This window comes from Janthinobacterium sp. PLB04, assembly GCF_021165895.1.
Classification (GTDB): Bacteria; Pseudomonadota; Gammaproteobacteria; order Burkholderiales; family Burkholderiaceae_D; genus Janthinobacterium; species Janthinobacterium lividum.
On sequence record NZ_CP088968.1, the window covers coordinates 4042573 to 4060949 of the forward strand.

18 protein-coding genes are annotated in these 18377 nt (G+C 66.0%); 5 read left to right on the top strand and 13 right to left on the bottom strand.

Annotated elements, in window-relative coordinates:
* Positions 1–69: 69 nt before the first annotated feature.
* Positions 70–1467 (top strand): sigma-54-dependent transcriptional regulator, encoded by a 1398-nt coding sequence (locus tag LSO07_RS17860; RefSeq protein WP_151095992.1) that lies wholly within the window; start codon positions 70–72, stop codon positions 1465–1467.
* Between the two features lie 6 nt (positions 1468–1473).
* Here LSO07_RS17860 and LSO07_RS17865 read toward each other — a convergent pair whose 3' ends face one another.
* The 8 genes from LSO07_RS17865 to LSO07_RS17900 form a co-directional block, all read right to left on the bottom strand.
* Positions 1474–2202, bottom strand: a complete 729-nt coding sequence (locus tag LSO07_RS17865; RefSeq protein ID WP_151095995.1) for an amidohydrolase family protein — start codon at positions 2200–2202, stop codon at positions 1474–1476.
* Positions 2203–2211: 9 nt separating this feature from the next.
* Entirely contained in the window at positions 2212–2862 is a 651-nt protein-coding gene (locus tag LSO07_RS17870) for a hypothetical protein (protein WP_151095998.1), read from the bottom strand.
* Positions 2863–2896: 34 nt separating this feature from the next.
* The gene (locus LSO07_RS17875) at positions 2897–3724 is read right to left on the bottom strand and encodes a hypothetical protein (RefSeq protein ID WP_151096002.1); all 828 of its coding nucleotides are present in this window, start codon (positions 3722–3724) and stop codon (positions 2897–2899) included.
* On the bottom strand, positions 3708–4754 hold the full coding sequence (locus LSO07_RS17880) for an aminotransferase class I/II-fold pyridoxal phosphate-dependent enzyme (RefSeq protein WP_151096005.1): 1047 nt from the start codon (positions 4752–4754) through the stop codon (positions 3708–3710). The genes LSO07_RS17875 and LSO07_RS17880 overlap by 17 nt, the downstream gene beginning before the upstream one ends.
* A 20-nt stretch (positions 4755–4774) precedes the next feature.
* Positions 4775–6949 carry an 8-amino-7-oxononanoate synthase gene (locus tag LSO07_RS17885; protein ID WP_151096008.1) on the bottom strand — a complete coding sequence of 725 codons (2175 nt, stop codon included), beginning with the start codon at positions 6947–6949 and terminating at the stop codon, positions 4775–4777.
* Positions 6950–6959: 10 nt separating this feature from the next.
* Positions 6960–8315, bottom strand: a complete 1356-nt coding sequence (locus LSO07_RS17890; protein ID WP_151096011.1) for a hypothetical protein — start codon at positions 8313–8315, stop codon at positions 6960–6962.
* A 4-nt stretch (positions 8316–8319) separates the two neighbouring features.
* Positions 8320–9048 (bottom strand): hypothetical protein, encoded by a 729-nt coding sequence (locus tag LSO07_RS17895; RefSeq protein WP_151096015.1) that lies wholly within the window; start codon positions 9046–9048, stop codon positions 8320–8322.
* A gap of 63 nt (positions 9049–9111) precedes the next feature.
* Positions 9112–9678, bottom strand: coding sequence for a hypothetical protein (locus LSO07_RS17900; RefSeq protein ID WP_151096018.1), 567 nt, complete (start codon positions 9676–9678; stop codon positions 9112–9114).
* A 424-nt stretch (positions 9679–10102) separates the two neighbouring features.
* Between LSO07_RS17900 and LSO07_RS17905 the strand changes: the two genes are divergently transcribed.
* Positions 10103–11908 (top strand): DUF1800 domain-containing protein, encoded by a 1806-nt coding sequence (locus LSO07_RS17905; protein ID WP_151096021.1) that lies wholly within the window; start codon positions 10103–10105, stop codon positions 11906–11908.
* Between the two features lie 10 nt (positions 11909–11918).
* Complete coding sequence (locus tag LSO07_RS17910) at positions 11919–13358, top strand: DUF1501 domain-containing protein (protein ID WP_151096024.1); 1440 nt, start codon at positions 11919–11921, stop codon at positions 13356–13358.
* Here the strand turns inward: LSO07_RS17910 and LSO07_RS17915 are convergent.
* From LSO07_RS17915 to LSO07_RS17925, 3 genes are read right to left on the bottom strand one after another with little or no spacing between them, the layout of a single operon-like run.
* On the bottom strand, positions 13355–14209 hold the full coding sequence (locus LSO07_RS17915) for a dioxygenase family protein (protein WP_151096027.1): 855 nt from the start codon (positions 14207–14209) through the stop codon (positions 13355–13357). The genes LSO07_RS17910 and LSO07_RS17915 overlap by 4 nt on opposite strands.
* On the bottom strand, positions 14167–14337 hold the full coding sequence (locus tag LSO07_RS17920; protein ID WP_191909705.1) for a hypothetical protein: 171 nt from the start codon (positions 14335–14337) through the stop codon (positions 14167–14169). The genes LSO07_RS17915 and LSO07_RS17920 overlap by 43 nt, the downstream gene beginning before the upstream one ends.
* Before the next feature lie 30 nt (positions 14338–14367).
* Positions 14368–14862 carry a Spy/CpxP family protein refolding chaperone gene (locus tag LSO07_RS17925; RefSeq protein ID WP_151096030.1) on the bottom strand — a complete coding sequence of 165 codons (495 nt, stop codon included), beginning with the start codon at positions 14860–14862 and terminating at the stop codon, positions 14368–14370.
* Between the two features lie 192 nt (positions 14863–15054).
* Between LSO07_RS17925 and LSO07_RS17930 the strand changes: the two genes are divergently transcribed.
* Together LSO07_RS17930 and LSO07_RS17935 are read left to right on the top strand one after the other, a co-directional pair.
* Positions 15055–15744, top strand: coding sequence for a response regulator transcription factor (locus LSO07_RS17930; protein ID WP_034784412.1), 690 nt, complete (start codon positions 15055–15057; stop codon positions 15742–15744).
* Positions 15745–15746: 2 nt separating this feature from the next.
* The gene (locus LSO07_RS17935; protein WP_151096034.1) at positions 15747–17246 is read left to right on the top strand and encodes a HAMP domain-containing sensor histidine kinase; all 1500 of its coding nucleotides are present in this window, start codon (positions 15747–15749) and stop codon (positions 17244–17246) included.
* Positions 17247–17288: 42 nt separating this feature from the next.
* Here LSO07_RS17935 and LSO07_RS17940 read toward each other — a convergent pair whose 3' ends face one another.
* Both LSO07_RS17940 and dcd read right to left on the bottom strand, forming a co-directional pair.
* The gene (locus tag LSO07_RS17940; protein WP_151096037.1) at positions 17289–17639 is read right to left on the bottom strand and encodes a FlxA-like family protein; all 351 of its coding nucleotides are present in this window, start codon (positions 17637–17639) and stop codon (positions 17289–17291) included.
* A gap of 112 nt (positions 17640–17751) precedes the next feature.
* Positions 17752–18321: a dCTP deaminase gene (gene dcd / locus LSO07_RS17945; protein ID WP_034755486.1), complete on the bottom strand. Its 570-nt coding sequence runs from the start codon at positions 18319–18321 to the stop codon at positions 17752–17754.
* Positions 18322–18377: the final 56 nt, after the last annotated feature.

Below are 18377 nucleotides of genomic sequence, written 5' to 3' on the forward strand. Positions count from 1 at the left end.
CGCCAGATCAAACGGCTCGGGTATCGGGCTCCTAAGATGGGCGACTCGTGCCCTCGTGATGGCAGGCATATGACGCTCAAGGTGTGGCTGGAAATCATGCAGCAGGCGGCGGCTGGCAGTGGCGCCTTGCTGATGACGGCCTTGAAGCAGGCTCAGGTAACTGTAGCCCGGCGGCACGATGGCGAGGAAGACGGCGCGGGCATCGTGCTGTTTGCCGAGACCGACAAGGCGCTGCTGCAAGCGCTGCCGGCGCTGTGCGGCCATGCCCGCGTGCTGGCCATTGCCGCCTGCGGCCGCCCCCCCAGCTGCGCGCAACAGCGGGCCCTGATGGCGGCAGGCGCGCTCGATGTGCTGCTGTGGCCTGGCGGCGCCGTCGATGCGGGCCAGGTGCTGGCGCGCCTGCAGCGCTGGCAGGCCGTGGCGCAGATGCTGGCGTCCAGCGCCGTGCGCCAGCATCTGGTGGGCGACAGCGCAGCCTGGACCGCCTTGCTGCACCAGGTAGTGGAAATGGCCGCCTTCAGCCAGGCGTCGATGCTGATCACGGGCGAGACGGGCACGGGCAAGGATTTACTGGCGCAACTGGTCCACCGCCTCGGCAACTGCAGAGGCGACTTCACCATCCTCGACTGCACCACCCTGTCGCCGGAACTGGCCGGCAGCGAACTGTTCGGCCATGAACGGGGCGCGTTTACGGGCGCGGCGGCCGCGCGCGACGGCGCTTTTGCCCTGGCCGACGGCGGCGTGCTCTTCCTCGATGAGGTGGGCGAACTGCCGCTGCTCCTGCAGGCGCAGCTGCTGCGCGCCATCCAGGAGCGCAAATACAAGCGCGTGGGCGGCAATACCTGGCAGCCGACGCAATTCAGGCTCGTCTGCGCCACCAACCGCGAACTGGAAGGCGAGGTGGCGCGCGGCGCCTTCCGTGCCGACCTGTATTACCGCATCGCCGGCTGGCGCTGCCAGATACCGCCCTTGCGCGAACGCCAGGACGACATCCTGCCGCTGGCCCGCCATTTCCTCGCTGAACTGGCCCAGCAGCCGCCGCCCCCGCTGGACGCCGCCGTGCGCGAATACCTGCTGCTGCGCGACTATCCGGGCAATGTGCGCGAACTGCGCCAGACCGTCACGCACATCTGGCACCGCCATTGCGGCCCCGGCCCCATCACCATCGGCGCCCTGCCCCCGGAAGAGCGGCTGCTGGCGGCGCACTGGCCCGACCAGCACTTTGAAGCGGCCGTGCGGCGGGCCCTGGCCCAGGGCTGCACGCTGTCGCACATCACGCGCTGCGCCACCGACACGGCCATCCGCCTCGTGCTGGCCGATGAGCGCGGCAACAACCAGCGCGCCGCCGCCCGCCTTGGGGTGACCGACCGCGCCCTGCAGCTACGCCGCAAGGCGGCCGCTTGCGCTGCACAAGCGGCCGCCGCCACCACTGTCGCGGCAGCCCCGGTCACGCCAGCCTTGCGGTAAGCCACGTCACGCCAGCCGCGCCAGCCGCAAAAAATTGCCGCCCGTGATCAGCGCCATATCCAGCGGCGGCAAGCCCAAGAGCTCGATCTTGTGCAATTCCAGCCCCGGATGCAGCCAGGGACCATCTGAACCGAACAAGACCTTGTGCGGTCCCGCGCGGCGCACGGCCTGCTGCAGCAAGTCGAAACGCCGCACGCCCGAGCTATCCGTATGGATGTTGCGGTGGCGCACCAGATGGTCGATCAGCGCCAGCTGCGCGGCCCAGTCGTCGCCGAAGCTGCCCAGGTGCGGCAGGATGAAATCGACGTCGGGATACTGCTGCGCCAGCAGCTCGGCCACGGCCACCTCGCCGGCCGGGTCGTACAGCACGGGCAAGCCGAAGAAACGGGCCGCCTCGCACACTTCGCCGCTGATGCGCGCATCCAACCGGTGCGCCTTGACGCCGACAAAGCCGTACCGCTCGACGGCCGTGCGCACCAGGTCCATGATGCGGCCCCGGTCGCGCCGCGCATGCACGAAGGCAAAGCCGTAGAAACGCTGCGGATCGGACGACACCAGGCGCGCCACGCCATGGTTGGCGATGGCGTAATCGGAATGGAAGGTGGCGAACAGCACGCTGCGGGCGATGCCGGCCGCCTGCGCGCGGCGCAGGTAGGCTTGCAGCGGCGCATCGCTGTCCCACGGCCCGCTCAAGCCGTCGCCCGGTCCCGCATGGCAGTGGCAATCGATGATCATCTTGTCGCGCTATTGCCAGTCGCCCATGACGACGATGCGGTTGCCGCGCCGGCGCCAGCGCCCGCTCTCCTCCTCGCTCTGCGGCGCGGCCGAACGAAAATGCGGCAGTTGCTGATGCAGGGCCCGCGTCAGCGCGCTTTCCACGGCGCGCGCGCTGCCGTCGCCGTCGGCAGCCAGGCGTGCCGCCTGCCCCGCGATGCGCACGAAGCGGCGCGCCAGCTCCAGTTCGCGGTCAGCCGGCGCCTCGGCTTCCATTTCCAGTTCCAGCGCATTGCTGGCGGCGCGCCCCAGGGCCGAGCCGAGCGCCGTGCCCACGCCCGGTATCGGGATCATCGAGCCCAGCGCGCCGCCGACAAAGGGCAAGGCCGTCTTGGCCACCGCCTTCAAGGCGCCCCCCAAGGGCTTGGCCACCTTGGCAATGGTCGAGCCCACCTTCTTGACTCCCTTCCACACGCTCTTGAAGACATTGCCGAGAAACTGTTCCAGCTCCGCTTCGCTGGACACTTCCAGCAATTCCATGGCCAGCTGCAGTTCTTCCTCTTCGCTGAAGATCGCCGGCGCGCGGCCCTTGCCGGACCAGTCCTGGCCGAACTCCAGCACTTCAAACGCAGCGCCGGCCCGCTGCCGGCATTGCGCGCATTCACATTCGAGTTGGTGCATGATGTTCTCCTTCGCAGTCGTCAAAGCGCTGTCGTCAGCCCCACATTTCACCCAGCACGGCCAGTTCCAGTTCGCGCCGCTGGTTCGTCAGCACGCCGCGCTGGTTGGCAAACATGTCGTCGTGGATGCGCTGTTCGATCCGGCGCCGCTGCGCCGCCGAGGACAGGGGCGCCACATACACCTGGTGCGCGCTCACGTCGACGGCCAACATCTGGCCGCACAGCCGGTGCTGCAGCAAACGCCGGTGCAGATCGTCCGTCTGGCCGCTGTAGGCACGGCGCCTTCCGCCCGCATCGAACTCGATGACGTACAGGCCCGGGCCCCGGCCATTCGCGTCGCGCAAGGCGTCGGCGAGCGTCCCCAGCGCCTGGTAGCGCAGGGCAGCCGCTTCCGGCACCCGGCCCATGGTGCCGGCCAGGGTTGGCGGGACTTCGCCTTGCTGCTGGTCATCGTCCTGCCCCTGATCCTGGCCCTGGTCCGTATCCATTCCCTGGTCCGGCCCCTGTTGGTCGCCAAAGGCCGGCTCCGCCACAGGATAAGCCGCAGGATAAATGGTCGGGTAGATGGGCGCATAGCTGCCCCAGCCCCGGTAGCGCGGCGGCAGGTAGGGCATGGGCTGGGGAGCAAAGCGGGGCAGACGGCGGCCCTGCCCCTGGTAGCGCGGCGGCGCGGGACGGCGCGCGCCTCGCAGCGGCGGCCTTGCACGCAGGCCGCCTCGCCCGCCGCCAGGACGCATGCGCTCTTCCTCCCATTCCCCCTCTTCCTCCCCTTGCCACTCCTGCGACCACTCTTGCGACCATTCCTGTTCGCCGGCCGCCCCTGGCTGCCCCGCAAAAGGCAGTATTTCAAACGCTTCGTTCATATCGCCTCCTGATGTGATGTTCAAGCAAGCCCATCGCCTGCTCCAGTTGCCGCGGCGTCTGGTCGGCCCGCAGCAAAAAAGTCAGCGCGCCGGGACCGTCTCCCGCTTGCGCCAGCGCCAGCACGCCCGCTGCGCGCAAGGCTTGCCGCAAATGGGCACGGCCGGGCAAACGCTGCACGGGAAAGCTGCCACCGCAGCAGGCAATGCCGGCCGCCGCCATCCCCGTCCGCCATTGCGCCACCCTGTCCGCCAGCCTGGCGCGCAGGGCGTCGCCATGGCGGGCATTGAGCGCCAGCGCGCGCCGCGCCGCCGCCAGCACGGCTGCCGAAGGCGGACTGGCATGCACGCGCGTCTGGCTATGCGCCGCGAAGCGCCGCAGCAGCTTGCGGCTGCCGGCCAGCACGGCCAGCGGCACGCCAAATCCCTTGGCCAGCGAGGCGCCGACGATCACGTGGCCGCCGCCCTTGTCGTAGCCGCCCGGCAAGCCATGCAGCCGCACCGAGCCGCCACCGGCCGTACCCGCCACGCCCAGCACCTGCGTATCGTCCAGCAGCAGGTAACCGCCTCCCTGGCATGCGAGGGCCGCATAGCCGGCCAGCGGCAAGACCTGTTCGCTGCCCGGCACATAGCCATCGGCCAGGATCAGGGGGCGCCGCCCTTGCCTGCCCCAGGCCGCCGCCAGTTGCCGCAACGCCGCCATCTCGCCGCTGGGAAACAAGCGCAAGGGCAAACCCAGCGCCTGCGCCCGCTCGGCGCCCCAGCGCGCGATGGCGTAGCTGCCGCCATCGACGAGGATCACCAGGCGCTCGCCAGCCAACATGCCGAACAGGTCCCAGAACAGGTGCAAGGTCGACGGCAGCACGCAGGCCGCCTCGCAGCCTTGCAGCGCAGCCAGGCTTGCTGCCAGGGCCTGCGCGCCGGGCGGCTCCTGCAGCGCGGCCGGCTGGCCCAGGCTCAAGCTGCTCCATGGCGCCAGCGCGGGCGCCGGATGGCGCATGCCCAGGTAGAGGGCGCTGGTAAAGTCGAGCATGCACCCGCCCCGCCCCCGCCCTAGACACTGCGCAGCTGCTGGCTCAGGCGCTGGCGCAGCAACACCGAGGGCATCGTCGATTCGATCGCCGGGTCGCTGCTGTCGACGGACAGGTCGACCCCGGTGGCGGCGCGGTAGCCGTGGATGTAGCCTTGCACTTGCGGGCGCCAGAAGCGCGCCCAGTTGAATGCCTGCGTCGGTTCATAGATGTCGCTCCAGTTGCCATAGCGCACGGACAGCAGCAATTGCTCGCCGAAGATGGCGAGGTTACGGAAGTGCATCACGCTCGTATCCGTCCAGCCCTGCAATTTCTTCATGGCATCGACCCTGTCCATCCACGGTTCCGGATACGCCACCATCACGCGCGTAGGCAAAAATTCACGGAATTCGGGGCGCGCCAGCATCCATTGCTGCATCAGCATTTCGATGCGCGCCGTCGACGGCAAATCGCCAAACTGGTTGTGCGCGCCCTGCGACAGGATCAAATGAATTTCCTTGAGCGCGTTGAGCACGGGGAAGGCGTCCGCCTTCACGGTGGTGTCGTCATCCTGCTTGTAGAATGAAGTGAGCAGGCGCAGCAAGTGGTGGAACGCTTCCAGGAATTTGGAGCGGCTATCGGCTGGCCGGAAGTGCTGCACTGCCTTGCCATCCAGGCGCACACCGTAGTGATGGTCATACTCATAGTTCCGGCGCATCACGGTCAGCCGATGCTGCTCATCCTGCGTGTATCCCCAGAGTAAATTATTCAACGGACGCAGCATGTCGATTTCCGTGTTCGACAGGGGATCGAGTTGCTTGCCCGGCGCGCGCAGATTCTGGAAGCGTTGCGCGATGGCATTCATGGTTTGTACCAGCATGCCCTCTTCGTGCCAGTACGACCAGATCAGTTCAAGCAGACAGGGATTGGCCAGTTTTTCCTGGATGATGCCAAAGCACAGGTCCACTTCGCCTTCTTGGCCGCGCGGGATGCTGATGGGGATGTCGGGCAGCTTGCGGCGGATCACGGCCAGGTAGGGCAAGGTCTGGAAACCATCGATGTTTTCCAGGTAATCGTTGCGCAGCACGGTTTCCAGGTCGCGCCCCTGGGGGATGTCGCGCCGGTCCAGGTAGGCATTGTCTTCTGCGGGATTGAAGGCCAGCGGCTGGTTCAGCACGCCGCAATTGACCATCACGAACGCCTCCGTCGCCACTTTCAGCACGCGGTAGGAATCGGCATCCGAGAACGGCAGCGCGCGGCGCTGCTTGAGCTGCTGGAACATGTCGGCCTTTTTGACGAAGCGCTCCTGCTCGAAGCCGCGCACATTGGCCAGGTCGCCACAAAACAGGCTGTCCATGAAATGCAGGTAATTCGTAAACGACATCGCTTCAGTGCTGTTGCGTATCAGGGTCCACAGCGGCAAGTCTTCCGTCGGCTCCGTTTCCGTGCGTGTCAGCGACACGCCCACATTGCCCGAGATGGGCTGAGGCTGGCGCTCCTCCGCCTCGTATTCCGCGTCCACGGCCAGCATGGCGTTCGGGCTCAACCCTTCCGGCACGGGCAAGGCATTGCGCAGCTCGGGACGCTGCGACAGCATCATCTGCCCCGTGAAACGGTGCATGCCGGCGCGCCGCACGGGGGTGGAAAAGGCATTCGGCGCACCACGCATGGGTACCCACGGGGCGGCGGCCAGCACCTGCACCTGGTCGCGTCCGTCGGCGCTTTGATCGCCGTCAAACGAGACGGTGGCCACGGCACGGTCACCCACCCTGCCAAAATTGCAGTCGCTGGGATGGCAGTCCGCCGTTTCAAAAACCAGCCCCACCTGCGGATTGAGCTGCGGCTTGAAACACAGCACGGCGCTGCAGCCGGACTGCACCATCACGCACTGCGGCGCCGTGGCGGGGAAATTGCCATACACCCCCACGTAGCTGCCCGTGGCCAGGTCGGCAAACACGGTACTGCCATGACCATCCGTCCAGCGCACGCCCACCAGCATGGCGGGATCGGCTACCCAGGTGGCGGCATTGAAATCATGGCAATCCGCCTCGGCTCCCCGGTACAGGCTGATGGCGGCATTGACGACCATGGCCCCGCTGTCCTGCTCGTGCACGGTGACAGCGATGCTGCCGCCGTGGTGTTTCGGCCCCGCCTGGCCCGCCGCCCCGCTCCTGCGGCTCATCTTGCCACCCATATTGCTGCTCATCTTGCTGCTCATGTCATTCTCCTCAATGGATAATCAAACGCGATGCCAGGAGCGGCAGCGGCCTGCCGGGCTGGCGGCCATGCCGCACGACATCCGCGCACAGCTCCGACGTGTCCAGGGTGCTGCGCAGGGCCCAGTGGGTCAGCAAACGCCCCAGCAGCTCGCTTTCGTCTTCCGGGCTCAAGGCACCGCTGGCGCGCGCCTGGCCCAGCACGGCGAACACCAGGGTCGGCGTCGCCCGGTACATCTGCCCCGGCGCCAGGCTCCAGCTGCGAAACAGCTGCGCCAGCATGGCCGGCTGGCGCGTGTGCACGGCCATGGCTTCGGCCAGCGAGCCGCCGCGCAAGGCCGGCGGCCGGTGCTGCACCAGCAAGCCCACCAGGGCAGCCATGCTGGCCTGCAACTGTTCCAGCAGCCGCTGCCGGGCCGGCGGCAGGCCGGCCAGCGGGTAGTACGACAGCCACAGCTGCTCCAGCCGGTCCCACTGCGGATGCGGATACAAGGCCCGTCCCATGGCGCAGCTCAGGCGCACCCGCAGCCATGGCACTGGATGGGGATCGTCGATATTGAGGCGGAAGACAAACACGCGCGGCAGGCTGACCACGCCGATCAGACCCAGGGTGGCGGCCACGCCGACCCGCGCCAGCGACCAGAAATCGGCCACGATCTCGGAAATCCACCGCTCCCACAATTGCCACACGTGAACAAAGCCGCTGCCGCCATGCTGCATCGCTTGCAGCACGGGCCGCAAGCACGCCACCAGGTCCAGTAGCGCAGCCCCCTGGTGGCCTATTTCGTGCACCAGCGACGAGGCGATGCTGCTGCCGATCATGCGTTCGCGCGGCAGGCGGATGATGGCGACGGGATTGTCGCCGCCGCCGGGCAGGCGCGTGCGCGCACGGCGGATGGCCGCGCCCGGCCCCCGGTCCAGGTAACAGATCACGGGCGGCGCCTGGTACACATTGCCGGGCAGCGCCAGCGCGTCGGCGGCAACGATGTCCAGGCCGGCCAGCCACACGCCCGTCTTGTGCTCGCTGCGCTGGGTGATGACTTCGTTGAACAGATCGAACTGGGTCAGCGCGGCATTGAACTTCAGGCGCAGGAAGGTAAAACGGCGCTGCGCCTCGGCGGCCGTGGCCACGCTGGCGCCATCGGCGTGCTCGCGCCGCAGCCACCACTGGAACTGGGCCACCATGCGCCGCAATGCGCGCCGGCCCTGTACCAGCTGGCTTTCGATGGCCGACTGGGCGCTGGGCATCAGGGCCGCCGCCAGCACCGTCGGCTCGATCAGCGCGAACGGCTCCAGCCGCGCCAGCCGCGTCAGCAGCGAGCGCGCCTCCTGCTCCAGCATCCAGGTAGCATAAGCGCCGATGGCCATGATGTCAGACCCCGTACAGGACGATTTTGTGCCCCTGGCGCGCCCAGCGGCCACTGGACGGACGCATGCCGGCGCCGCTGCGCGCACCGCCCTGCGCCATGCTGCCACCCGCACCAGCGCCGCCGCCGTTCTGCGTGGAGACCTGGCTGCCGGGGCGGCCCAGCAAGCCTGGCGCGAACTGGCGCGCCGCCGCGCTGACCGCCGACTGGGCGATGGCGCGCGGATCGCCCGCACCGCGCGCTTGCGCGGCGCGGTTGACGGTATCGGCGGCCAGGCGCACGAACTGCTTGGCGCCCTCGAATTCGCGGTCCTCGTTCGACGACGCTTCCGCTTCCAGCCCCAGTGCGCCGCCAGCGGCCGAGGCCAGGCCGCTGCCTATCTTGGCCCCCAGCGGACCGCCGAAATAGCCGCCGATGGCGCCGCCGGCCAGGGGAATGGCCTTCTTCGCCACGCCCTTGAGCACGCCGCCGATGGCTTGCCCCACGGGCGACTTGATGATGCCGCCCGCGACGGAAGCAGCCTTGCGCAGGAAATTGCCGAGAAACTGCTCGAGTTCGGCTTCATTGCTGACCGACAACAATTCATTCGCCAGTTCCATCTCCTCGGTCTCGGAAAACATGGCGTTCGCGCCGCCCTCGCCGCTCCACTCGCCCTGGCCAAACTCGAACTGCTCCGCTTCAAAACCGGACATCTCCTGTCCGTATTCCAGGGTCGTACGATCCAAGTCATGCATGATGAGCTCCTCAAAGTTATAACCTCGGTTGGGACTACCTTGCCGGACAGACTGGCCGTCCGGCTAACAATCGAGCACGACGATGTGCCCGCCCTCGCGGCGCCAGCGACCAGCGTCCCGTCCTGGCGTTTGCGCCGCCTGCCTGAGCAAGCCTGGCGCCACGCTGCGTGCCACTTGCAGCAGGGCCGTTTCCACCCGCGCCCTGGGAGCGCGCGCGCCGGTGGCGCCGTCCTGCGCCAGCTCCGTATTGACGGCATCGATCAGATGCACGACCTGGCGCGCCAATTCGAATTCCTTGTCTTCCGGGCTCAAACCTTCCAGTTCCATGCCGAAGATGCCGGCAGCGCGCCGCTTGAGCGCCTGCGGCGAACCACCATGCAACGGCAACAGGGGCGCCACCACCTTGTCCAGCAGCTGGTGCAGCGGTCCTTCCAGCGGCGTACCGCGCACTTGCCGGCCCGCCGCAGTGGCGCCCAATTGGCGCGCCAGGAAAGCGTCGAACTGGGCCGGCGCCTGTAGTTCCAGCAACTGCGCCGCCAGTGCCAGCTCGTCTTCCTGCTGCAGGGGCAGCAGGCCCGGCGCTTCAGGCAATTCCATTTCGGGACGATAGGCGAGCAGACGGCTGGTCATGGCAGGCTCCGGTGAAAGGCGGGCGGGTGGCCCATGCCTCCCTGACGCAAGGGCCATGCCAGCCATGCGCAGGGAAAGGACGCGAGGAAAAAACGGAGCGGGTGGCGAACGGCATTTCGCCGATGACGTAAAAACCATGGTTTCCGGCGAAGCGAGTTTCGTTGCCAAGATGAGCTTTCAAACAAGCTTAATTGGCGGGAATGATTACGTCGCCTATCCGCCACAGTGCGCGTAATCGGCAAAAAATATTTTTCATTTTCAAAGAATAAAGTTCGCCCTACAGCGCCGAAAACAGCATCAACACCATGCCAACGTCCGGCAAATGAAAACGTGGCCAACACGTAAATAGTTAATTGAAAACAGGATTGTGGTAGCTAGGGCCTACAATTAATGGGCTAAAATTTGATTGCCCGAGAGAAACTAAATGACAGACCCAACTTTGCGCCGTTTGCTGGCCATCACATTGCTCAGCCTGCTTGCCGCCTGCGGCGGTGGCGGCGACAGCAAGACCGGCGCCATCCAGAACCCGGACATCTCGGTGGTTCCTCCAGGGACCACCGCCCCCGGCGATCCGGCAGCCCCCGGCACCACGCCAGGCGATACCATTCCTCCGCCGCCGCTGACCACGCCTCCGGCCGGCCAGGGAGCCACCACCTTCACGCGCCAGGAAGCGTCGCGCTTCCTGGGCCGCGCCACGTTCGGCCCCAACATGGCAGCCATCGATGCGCTGGCCGCCAGCGACAGCGACGCCTGGTTCCGCGCGCAGTTTTCCAAGCCGCAAACCCTGCACCGCAAATATATCGACAGCATGCTGGCGGCGCAGGCTGCCGGCGGAGACCGGGTTAACTTCGTCACCGTATACGAGACATTCTGGAAGCAGGCTATCCAGGGCGAAGATCAATTGCGCCAACGGATGGCCTTTGCCCTGTCAGAGATTTTCGTCATTTCCATGCAAAACGAATCCGTGCATGCGCAAGCACGCGGCGTAGCCAGTTACTACGACATGCTGGGCCAGCGGGCCTTTGGCAATTTCCGCGACCTGCTGGAGGGCGTGGCCCTGCATCCGATGATGGGGCTGTACCTGTCCCACATGCGTAACCAGAAAGAAACGGCCACGCGCACACCCGATGAGAATTTCGCCCGCGAATTGATGCAACTTTTCACCATCGGTCTGTACCAGCTGAATCCCGATGGCAGCCTGAAACTGGCCGGAGGCAAACCCATCGAGACTTACACGCACGACGATGTGGCGGGCCTGGCGAAAGTGTTTACGGGCTGGAGCTGGGCGGGCCCCGACCTGAGCACTACACGATTCCACAGCGGCACACCGGATCCCGACCGCGACTGGAAACCCATGCAAAACTATCCGCTCTTCCATTCCAGCGGTGAAAAGCGCTTCCTTGGCCAAACCATATCCGGCGCCACCAGCGGCGAAGCGGACTTGAAAGTCGCGCTCGATACCCTGTTCAACCACCCCAACGCAGGCCCCTTCTTTGGCCGCCAGCTGATCCAGCGCCTCGTCAGCAGCAATCCCAGCGCCGCCTATGTGGGCAGGGTCGCTGCCGCCTTTGCCAACAATGGCAGCGGCGTGCGCGGCGACATGCAGGCCGTCATCCGCGCCGTGCTGCTCGATCCGGAAGCGTTGGCGCCGGCCACCACGGCCATGCGCACTGGCAAGTTGCGCGAACCATTGCTGCGCCTGGCCGGCTGGATGCGTGCTTTCGACGCAAAAGCGGCCAGTGGGCGCTATCGCATCTATTATCTGGACGATCCACTGAGCGGCTTGGGCCAGAATCCCCTCAACCCCGCCTCCGTCTTCAGCTTCTTCCGGCCAGGGTATGTGCCCCCCAATTCCGCCCTCGCAAGCGCAGGGCTTGTGGCCCCAGAGCTGCAGATCACGTCCGAACCGTCGGTGACGGGTTACCTGAACTATATTCAGGACGCCATTATTGCCGGTGTCGGCGAAGGCCGCGACGTCCAGGCCAGCTACCCGCGCGAACTGGCGCTCGGCGCCGACACAGCCGCCCTGCTCGACCGCATAGACTTGCTCTTGATGCATGGCAGCATGCCCGCCAAGCTGCGGGGCCAGATTATCTCGGCACTCAACACCATCACCATCCCCACGGCCACGGCCAGCAATGCCACGCAAGTTGCCGCCGCCCAGGCCAACCGCGTCAAACTGGCCATTTTCCTGACCATGGCCTCGCCTGCCTATCTGGTGCAAAAATAAGATCGATCACATGCAAAATCTCCCATTTTCCCGCCGCCGTTTCCTCGGTTCCATGCTGAGCCTGGCCGGCACCACCGCCGCGCCGTTCGCCCTGAACCTGGCCGCCATGGGCAATGCCGCCGCGCAATCGGCCGGCGACTACAAAGCCATGGTGTGCCTGTTCATGGCAGGCGGCAACGACACCTTCAATACGGTGCTGGCCACGGACAACACCTCATGGAATGAATACCTGCGCCTGCGCAACACGGGCGGCGGCGATTCCATCCATCTGCCCGGCGTGGGCGAGACGGGCGGCGTGCTGCCTGTCGTGCCCGCCACCGCGCAAACGGGCCGCGCCTTCGCCCTGCACCCCCAGCTGGGGCCATTGAAAAATTTGTTCGACAATGGCCGCGCCGCCATCGTGGCCAATGTGGGCACGCTGATCCAGCCCACCACCCTGGCGCAGTACAAGGCAGGCAGCGTCGCCTTGCCAGCCAAGCTGTTTTCGCACAGCGACCAGCAGTCGACATGGCAATCCGGGGCGCCGGAAGGGGCCAGCACGGGCTGGGGCGGACGCATCGGTGACGTGGCGGGCGCGGGCAACAGCAACGCCACCTTCACGGCCATCTCGGCGGCCGGCAACACCGTTTTTCTCAGTGGACGCCAGGTGCGCCAGTTCCAGGTGGGCCAGGCGGGCGCCGTGCCCATCCGCGGCTTGAGCGGTAACCCGTTTGGCAGCACGGGCGGGGCGGGCGCGCTGCAAGCCATCATCAACGATGCGGGAAGCGACCTGATCGAACAGGAACACGTGGCCGTCGTGCAGCGCGCCATTTCCAGCCAGAGCATCCTCAGTGGCGCCATACTGGCAGCCGGCGCGGCCGGCGTGCCCAATCCCCCGCCCTACATCAATCCGAACACGGGCGCTTCCAGCGTCAATCCGCTGGCCGTGCAATTGCAGACGGTGGCGCGCATCATCGGCGGGCGCGGCGCCCTGGGGGCGAAACGGCAAGTGTTTTATGTAACCCTGGGCAGCTTCGACACGCATGACCGGCAGAAGGAGCTGCATGGCGACCTGATGGCGCGCCTGGCCCATGCGCTGGCGTACTTCGACACGACCCTGGCGGCCCTGCAGGGCGCGGACCTGCGGCGCCAGGTGACGACGTTTACTGCGTCGGACTTCGGCCGCACCTTCAGCAGCAACGGCGACGGCACGGATCACGGCTGGGGCGCGCACCACTTTGTCGTGGGCGGCGCCGTGAAGGGCCGCGACATCTACGGAGCCTTCCCCGTCACGGGCCTGGGCCATGAGCTGGACGTCGGTTCCGGCGCCCTGCTGCCGACCACCTCCGTCGACCAGTACGGCGCCACCCTGGCCAAGTGGTTCGGCGTGGCCGACAGCCAGCTGGCCGGGGTCTTCCCGAACATCGGCAACTTCAGCCGGCGCGACCTGGGTTTCATGACAGCAATTTAACCGTTCACGGCGACAATCAGGGTGACGACATAGCCCTGCGTGGCATTGCCCGTCACCGTGGCCATCTGCAAGCTGGTGCCGTCGCTGAAGACATTGTCGGTGGCATAGCTGATCTGCGACAGGTTGCGCACGCTGGCCGTGTAGCCACTGGCCGTGTAGGCCTCGCTCAACGTTGCCATCGGAAAAGTAAACTGCGACGTCTTGATGCGGTTCGCGGCAGAGGCTGCCTTGGCCAGGCTGGGATAGACCTCGAAATGCACGTGCGGCATGCGTCCCGCGTAGCAGCCGGGAAAGATGGTCGTGAAGCTGAGGTTGCCGGCGCTGTCCGTTTCCTGCACGCCGCGCAAGTAATTCTGCGCCGTCACGCCGCTCGAATACAGCGAATACAAACCTTCGCGGTCGGAATGCCACAGATAGACGGCGTAGCCGGCCAGACTGGCGCAATTGCCGCTGGCGTTAAGCAACTGCAAATTGATGGTCAATGGCACGCCCGCCGCCATGCCCGTGGCGCCATTGAAACTGGCGCGGATATCGCTGCGCACAACGCCCGACTGGTTCAGCACGTTGATGATGCTGCCGCCATTCGTGTTCGTGCCGTCGGCCGGATACGGCCCGCCCGTTTCTTCTGGAATCACCGTGCAGGCGCCCGTGGTCGGTATCGTGACGGTGCCGGCGCTGCCAGTCGCAGCGCTGCTGCTTCCCGTGCTGCTGGCGTCCGACCCGCCGCCGCAGCTCATCAAAGGCAAGGTGGCGGCGCCGGCCAGCAGCCAGCGCAACACTTGCCGCCGCTCAGCTGCCTGTTGCCGCATCATTTCGAGGTCGGATGCCAGACCGTGATCATGTAATTCCATACATACTCCATCAAGTGAGGCAAGCCCGCCAAGGCGGGGCTCAGGCTGGCGCACAGGAACAGCGCCTGTGTCGCATGTCGCGAGAGCGCCTGCAAGCTGCTGCCCGGACGCAAGGCATGGATGCGCATGCTGACTCTCCCTGTGATCGCGCGTGCGTTTTACGGGAGGCGCCGGGGGCCGCGCGGAACTTGGCGGCTGTCGTGCCACTGCTGAGCCTGCTGGCGCTGTTCCGGCGTCAGCACGGCCAGCAATTGCTGCTCCAGCCGCGCCTGCTGCAAACTGATCTTTGCCATGGCTTGCGCTGCCGTATTCGCCAGCGCGCTGGCCTTGGCATCGTCGTAGGCGCTGGATCCGGCCAGCGCGCGCAGCTGCGCATGGGCCTTGAAGGCGATCTTTTCCTGTTCCCGCAGCAAGGGCGCCTGGGCATAGGTGGCGGCGAAGACCTTGTCCTGCTGCGCTTCGCTCAAATCGATGCCGTGCAGGAACGGCGGCAAGCCTGGCGTGCCCGGGCCATGGCCAAAACCGGGCGGCGATCCTTCCACGGTGCGCGCTGGCGGGCCGTCCGGTGCGGATTCTTGCTGGGCCAGTGCCAGCAGCGGCATGCTGCAAGCGGACAGCAGCAACAGGGATACGGCAATACTCAGGTATTTCATCGGGCTTTCCTTTCGTGGCGGTCAGCCCTGATTGTCGGCGCCTGGCGTGTAAAGCAACGTTAGGGCCGCGTAAAAGCGTGTAAAGGAAAGGAGCGGAATGTAAGCAGACGTATGTAAAAGCGGGTAAAACCACCGTGAACAGCCCCCTTTGACTGCTATCATCGGGCGATATTCACCCGAAAAAGCACAGGCATGAGCAAGGTTTTGTTAATCGATGACGACGTGGAACTGGTCGGCATGTTCCAGGAATACCTGACGCAGGAAGGTTTTGACGCCCGCGCCGTGCATGACGGCGAAAGCGGTGCGGCCGAAGCGCTGACGGGCCTGTACGCCATCGCCATCCTCGACGTCATGATGCCGCGCATGAATGGCCTGGAAACCCTGCGCCGCATCCGCGCCGGCAGCAACCTGCCCATCCTGATGCTGACGGCGCGCGGCGACGATACGGACCGCATCGTGGGGCTGGAGCTGGGCGCCGACGATTACGTGACCAAACCGTGCACGCCGCGCGAGCTGACGGCGCGCATCCGTGCCATCCTGCGCCGTGCGCAAGCGGCGCCGCCCGATACGTCGGGCCTGGCGCCGCTGACCGTGGGCCAGTTGACGATGTGGCCCGAACAGCGCCGCGCCGCCTGGGCCGGCATGCACCTGGAGCTGACGAGCACGGAATTCAACCTGCTGGAAGTGCTGGTGCGCCATGCGGGCAAGCCCGTCAGCAAGAATCAATTGTCCGAACTGGGCCTGGGCCGGCCCATGGCCCGCTTCGACCGCAATATCGACGTGCACTTGAGCAGCCTGCGCCGCAAGCTCGGCAGCCTGGCCGACGGCCGCTCCTGCCTGCAAACCGTGTACCGTCTCGGCTATCAGCTGATCAAGGAGTAAGCGTGGGCCGCCTGTTCTGGAAGTTTTTTCTGTGCATCATGCTGGCGCAAGTGACGGCCACCATCGGCATCGGCGGCACCTTCTGGCTGAAAAACCGGGCCGCGCAGCAGGAGCGGGCCCTCGACATCGATACCAGCCCGCCCGCGCAAATGATCATCGAGGCCGCCAGCGCCACCCTGGAAGCGGGCGGCAGCCAGGCATTACGGCAATTCCTGGGCAAGCTCGAACGCATGCGCGTGTTCGCCGTCGATGCCAAAGGGCAAGAATTGATGGGCCGCGCCGTGCATCCCGCCATGCTGGCCAAGGCGCGCGCCATGCTGAAACAGGGCCAGGCCCATCCCGTCGTGCGCGAAGCGGCCGGCAGCGACGGCCAGCGCTACCTGCTGTTCCTGCCCTCGTCCGAACGTTTCCGCAATGCCGAGGCGGGCGCCGCGCGCGACACGCTCATCGCCGTCGCCATGAGCGGCCCGCGCGCCATGGGACCGGGCCCGCGGCCCAACGAAGCGGGCGCCCCGCCGCCACGCGGCGAATTCGGCCGCGGCATGCCGCCGCGCATGGACAGCCCCTACCGCACCTTCATTCCCCTGGCCGCCGCCATCGCCGCCAGCCTGCTGTTCGCCTTTTTGCTGGCCTGGTATTTTGCGCGCCCCATCCGCGACTTGCGGCAAGCGTTCGAAGCTGCTTCGCACGGCAACCTGGCGCCGCGCTTTCACGCCAGCGGCAAGCGCGGCGATGAATTGACGGACCTGGGACGCGATTTCGACCGCATGACGGGCCGTTTGCGCAGCCTCATGGATAGCCAGACGCGTTTGCTGCATGACGTCTCGCACGAGTTGCGCTCGCCGCTGGCGCGCTTGCAGGCCGCCATCGGCCTGGCGCACCAGCAGCCGGAAAAGATGGCCGCCTCGATGCAGCGCATCGAACGCGAAAGCGAACGCATGGATAAACTGATCGGTGAACTGCTGACCCTGTCACGGCTGGAAGCGGGCGCCGTGCAAGCGGGCGCCGGGCACGCGCACAGCGAAGACGTCGGCATCGCCGACCTCGTGCACGATATCGTGGACGACGCCCGCTATGAAGCCAGGGCGCGCCTGATGGGCATCGACCTGGCGGTCGACGCGGCCATGGCCGACGCCAGCGTCACGGGCCAGCCGGAACTGCTGGCGCGCGCCGTGGAAAACGTGGTGCGCAATGCCGTCAAGCATAGCCCCGATGGCGGCACGGTGCACGTGGAGCTGTCGCGCCTGCATGACGGCAAGCAGGAGTGGCTGCGCATCGCCGTGCTGGATCGTGGCCCCGGCGTGGCCAGCGCCGACCTGGCCCGCATTTTTGAACCGTTCTTCCGCGCCAGCAATACCCAGCACAGCACGGATGGCCACGGCCTGGGCCTGGCGATCGCCCGGCACGTCGTCAACGCCCATGGCGGCAGCATCGGGGCCAGCTTGCGCAGCGGTGGCGGACTGTGCGTGGAAATGTTGTTGCCCGTTAAAACGCCAGGCTGACCTGTCGGCGAGCCTGGCGTCTTTTACGCGCGGAGAATGCTGTTACGCCTGCGTATCGATGATGCTGCCCAGGGTGGATGAAGTCGATTTGGCCGGGCTCGTCGCCGTATCGGCGCTGCTGGCCGGTTGAGCATCTTGCTGCGCCGCCTTCTGCGCGGCCGCCGCCTGTAACTGGGCAATTTGCGCCTGCAAGGCCTGGATTTGCTGCGCCAGCTGCTGCTGCAGCTTTTGCGACGCCTCCGTCTGCTCGCCCTTCTGCGACTCCGTCAACTGCTTTTGCGCCGCCGTGATCTGCTTTTGCAGCGCCGCGATCTGCGAACCGCTGCCCGCACTGGCGCTACTGGCCGCGCTGACCGCGCTGACCGCGCCGCCTGAACCGATTGCCGCTACCATACTGCCTCCTCAGTGTTTCAATACCAAGGTTAACGGCAAGCATGGAGGGCGGATGTAGGGCGGCAGGTGTAAAGGCAGGTAAAGACGGCTGGCGCCCTGCCCTTCACGGCGATCAGGTCTTCGGCAATGTCACGCCAACCTGGCCCTGGTACTTGCCGCCGCGGTCCTTGTACGACGTTTCGCACACTTCATCGGACTCGAAGAACAGCACTTGCGCCACGCCTTCGTTGGCGTAGATTTTCGCCGGCAATGGTGTCGTGTTGGAAAACTCCAGCGTCACATAGCCTTCCCATTCCGGTTCGAACGGGGTGACGTTGACGATGATGCCGCAGCGCGCATAGGTGCTCTTGCCCAGGCAAATCGTCAGCACATTGCGGGGGATGCGGAAATACTCGACCGTACGGGCCAGCGCGAACGAATTCGGCGGAATGATGCAATAGCCCTTGCCCGACACGTCGACGAAGTTATTTGCGTCGAAATCCTTGGGGTCGACGATGGTCGTGTTGATGTTGGTAAATAACTTGAACTCGTCGGCGCAGCGGATGTCATAGCCATAGCTGGACGTGCCATAAGAGACGATGCGGTTGCCGTCGCGTTCCTTGACCTGGCCCGGTTCGAACGGCTCGATCATGCCCGTTGTTTCCGCCATGCGGCGTATCCATTTATCGCTTTTAATCGTCATCGCAGGGGTATCTTTCTAGAATATCGGAATGGCTGGGGCCGCACGCTTGCTGCAGG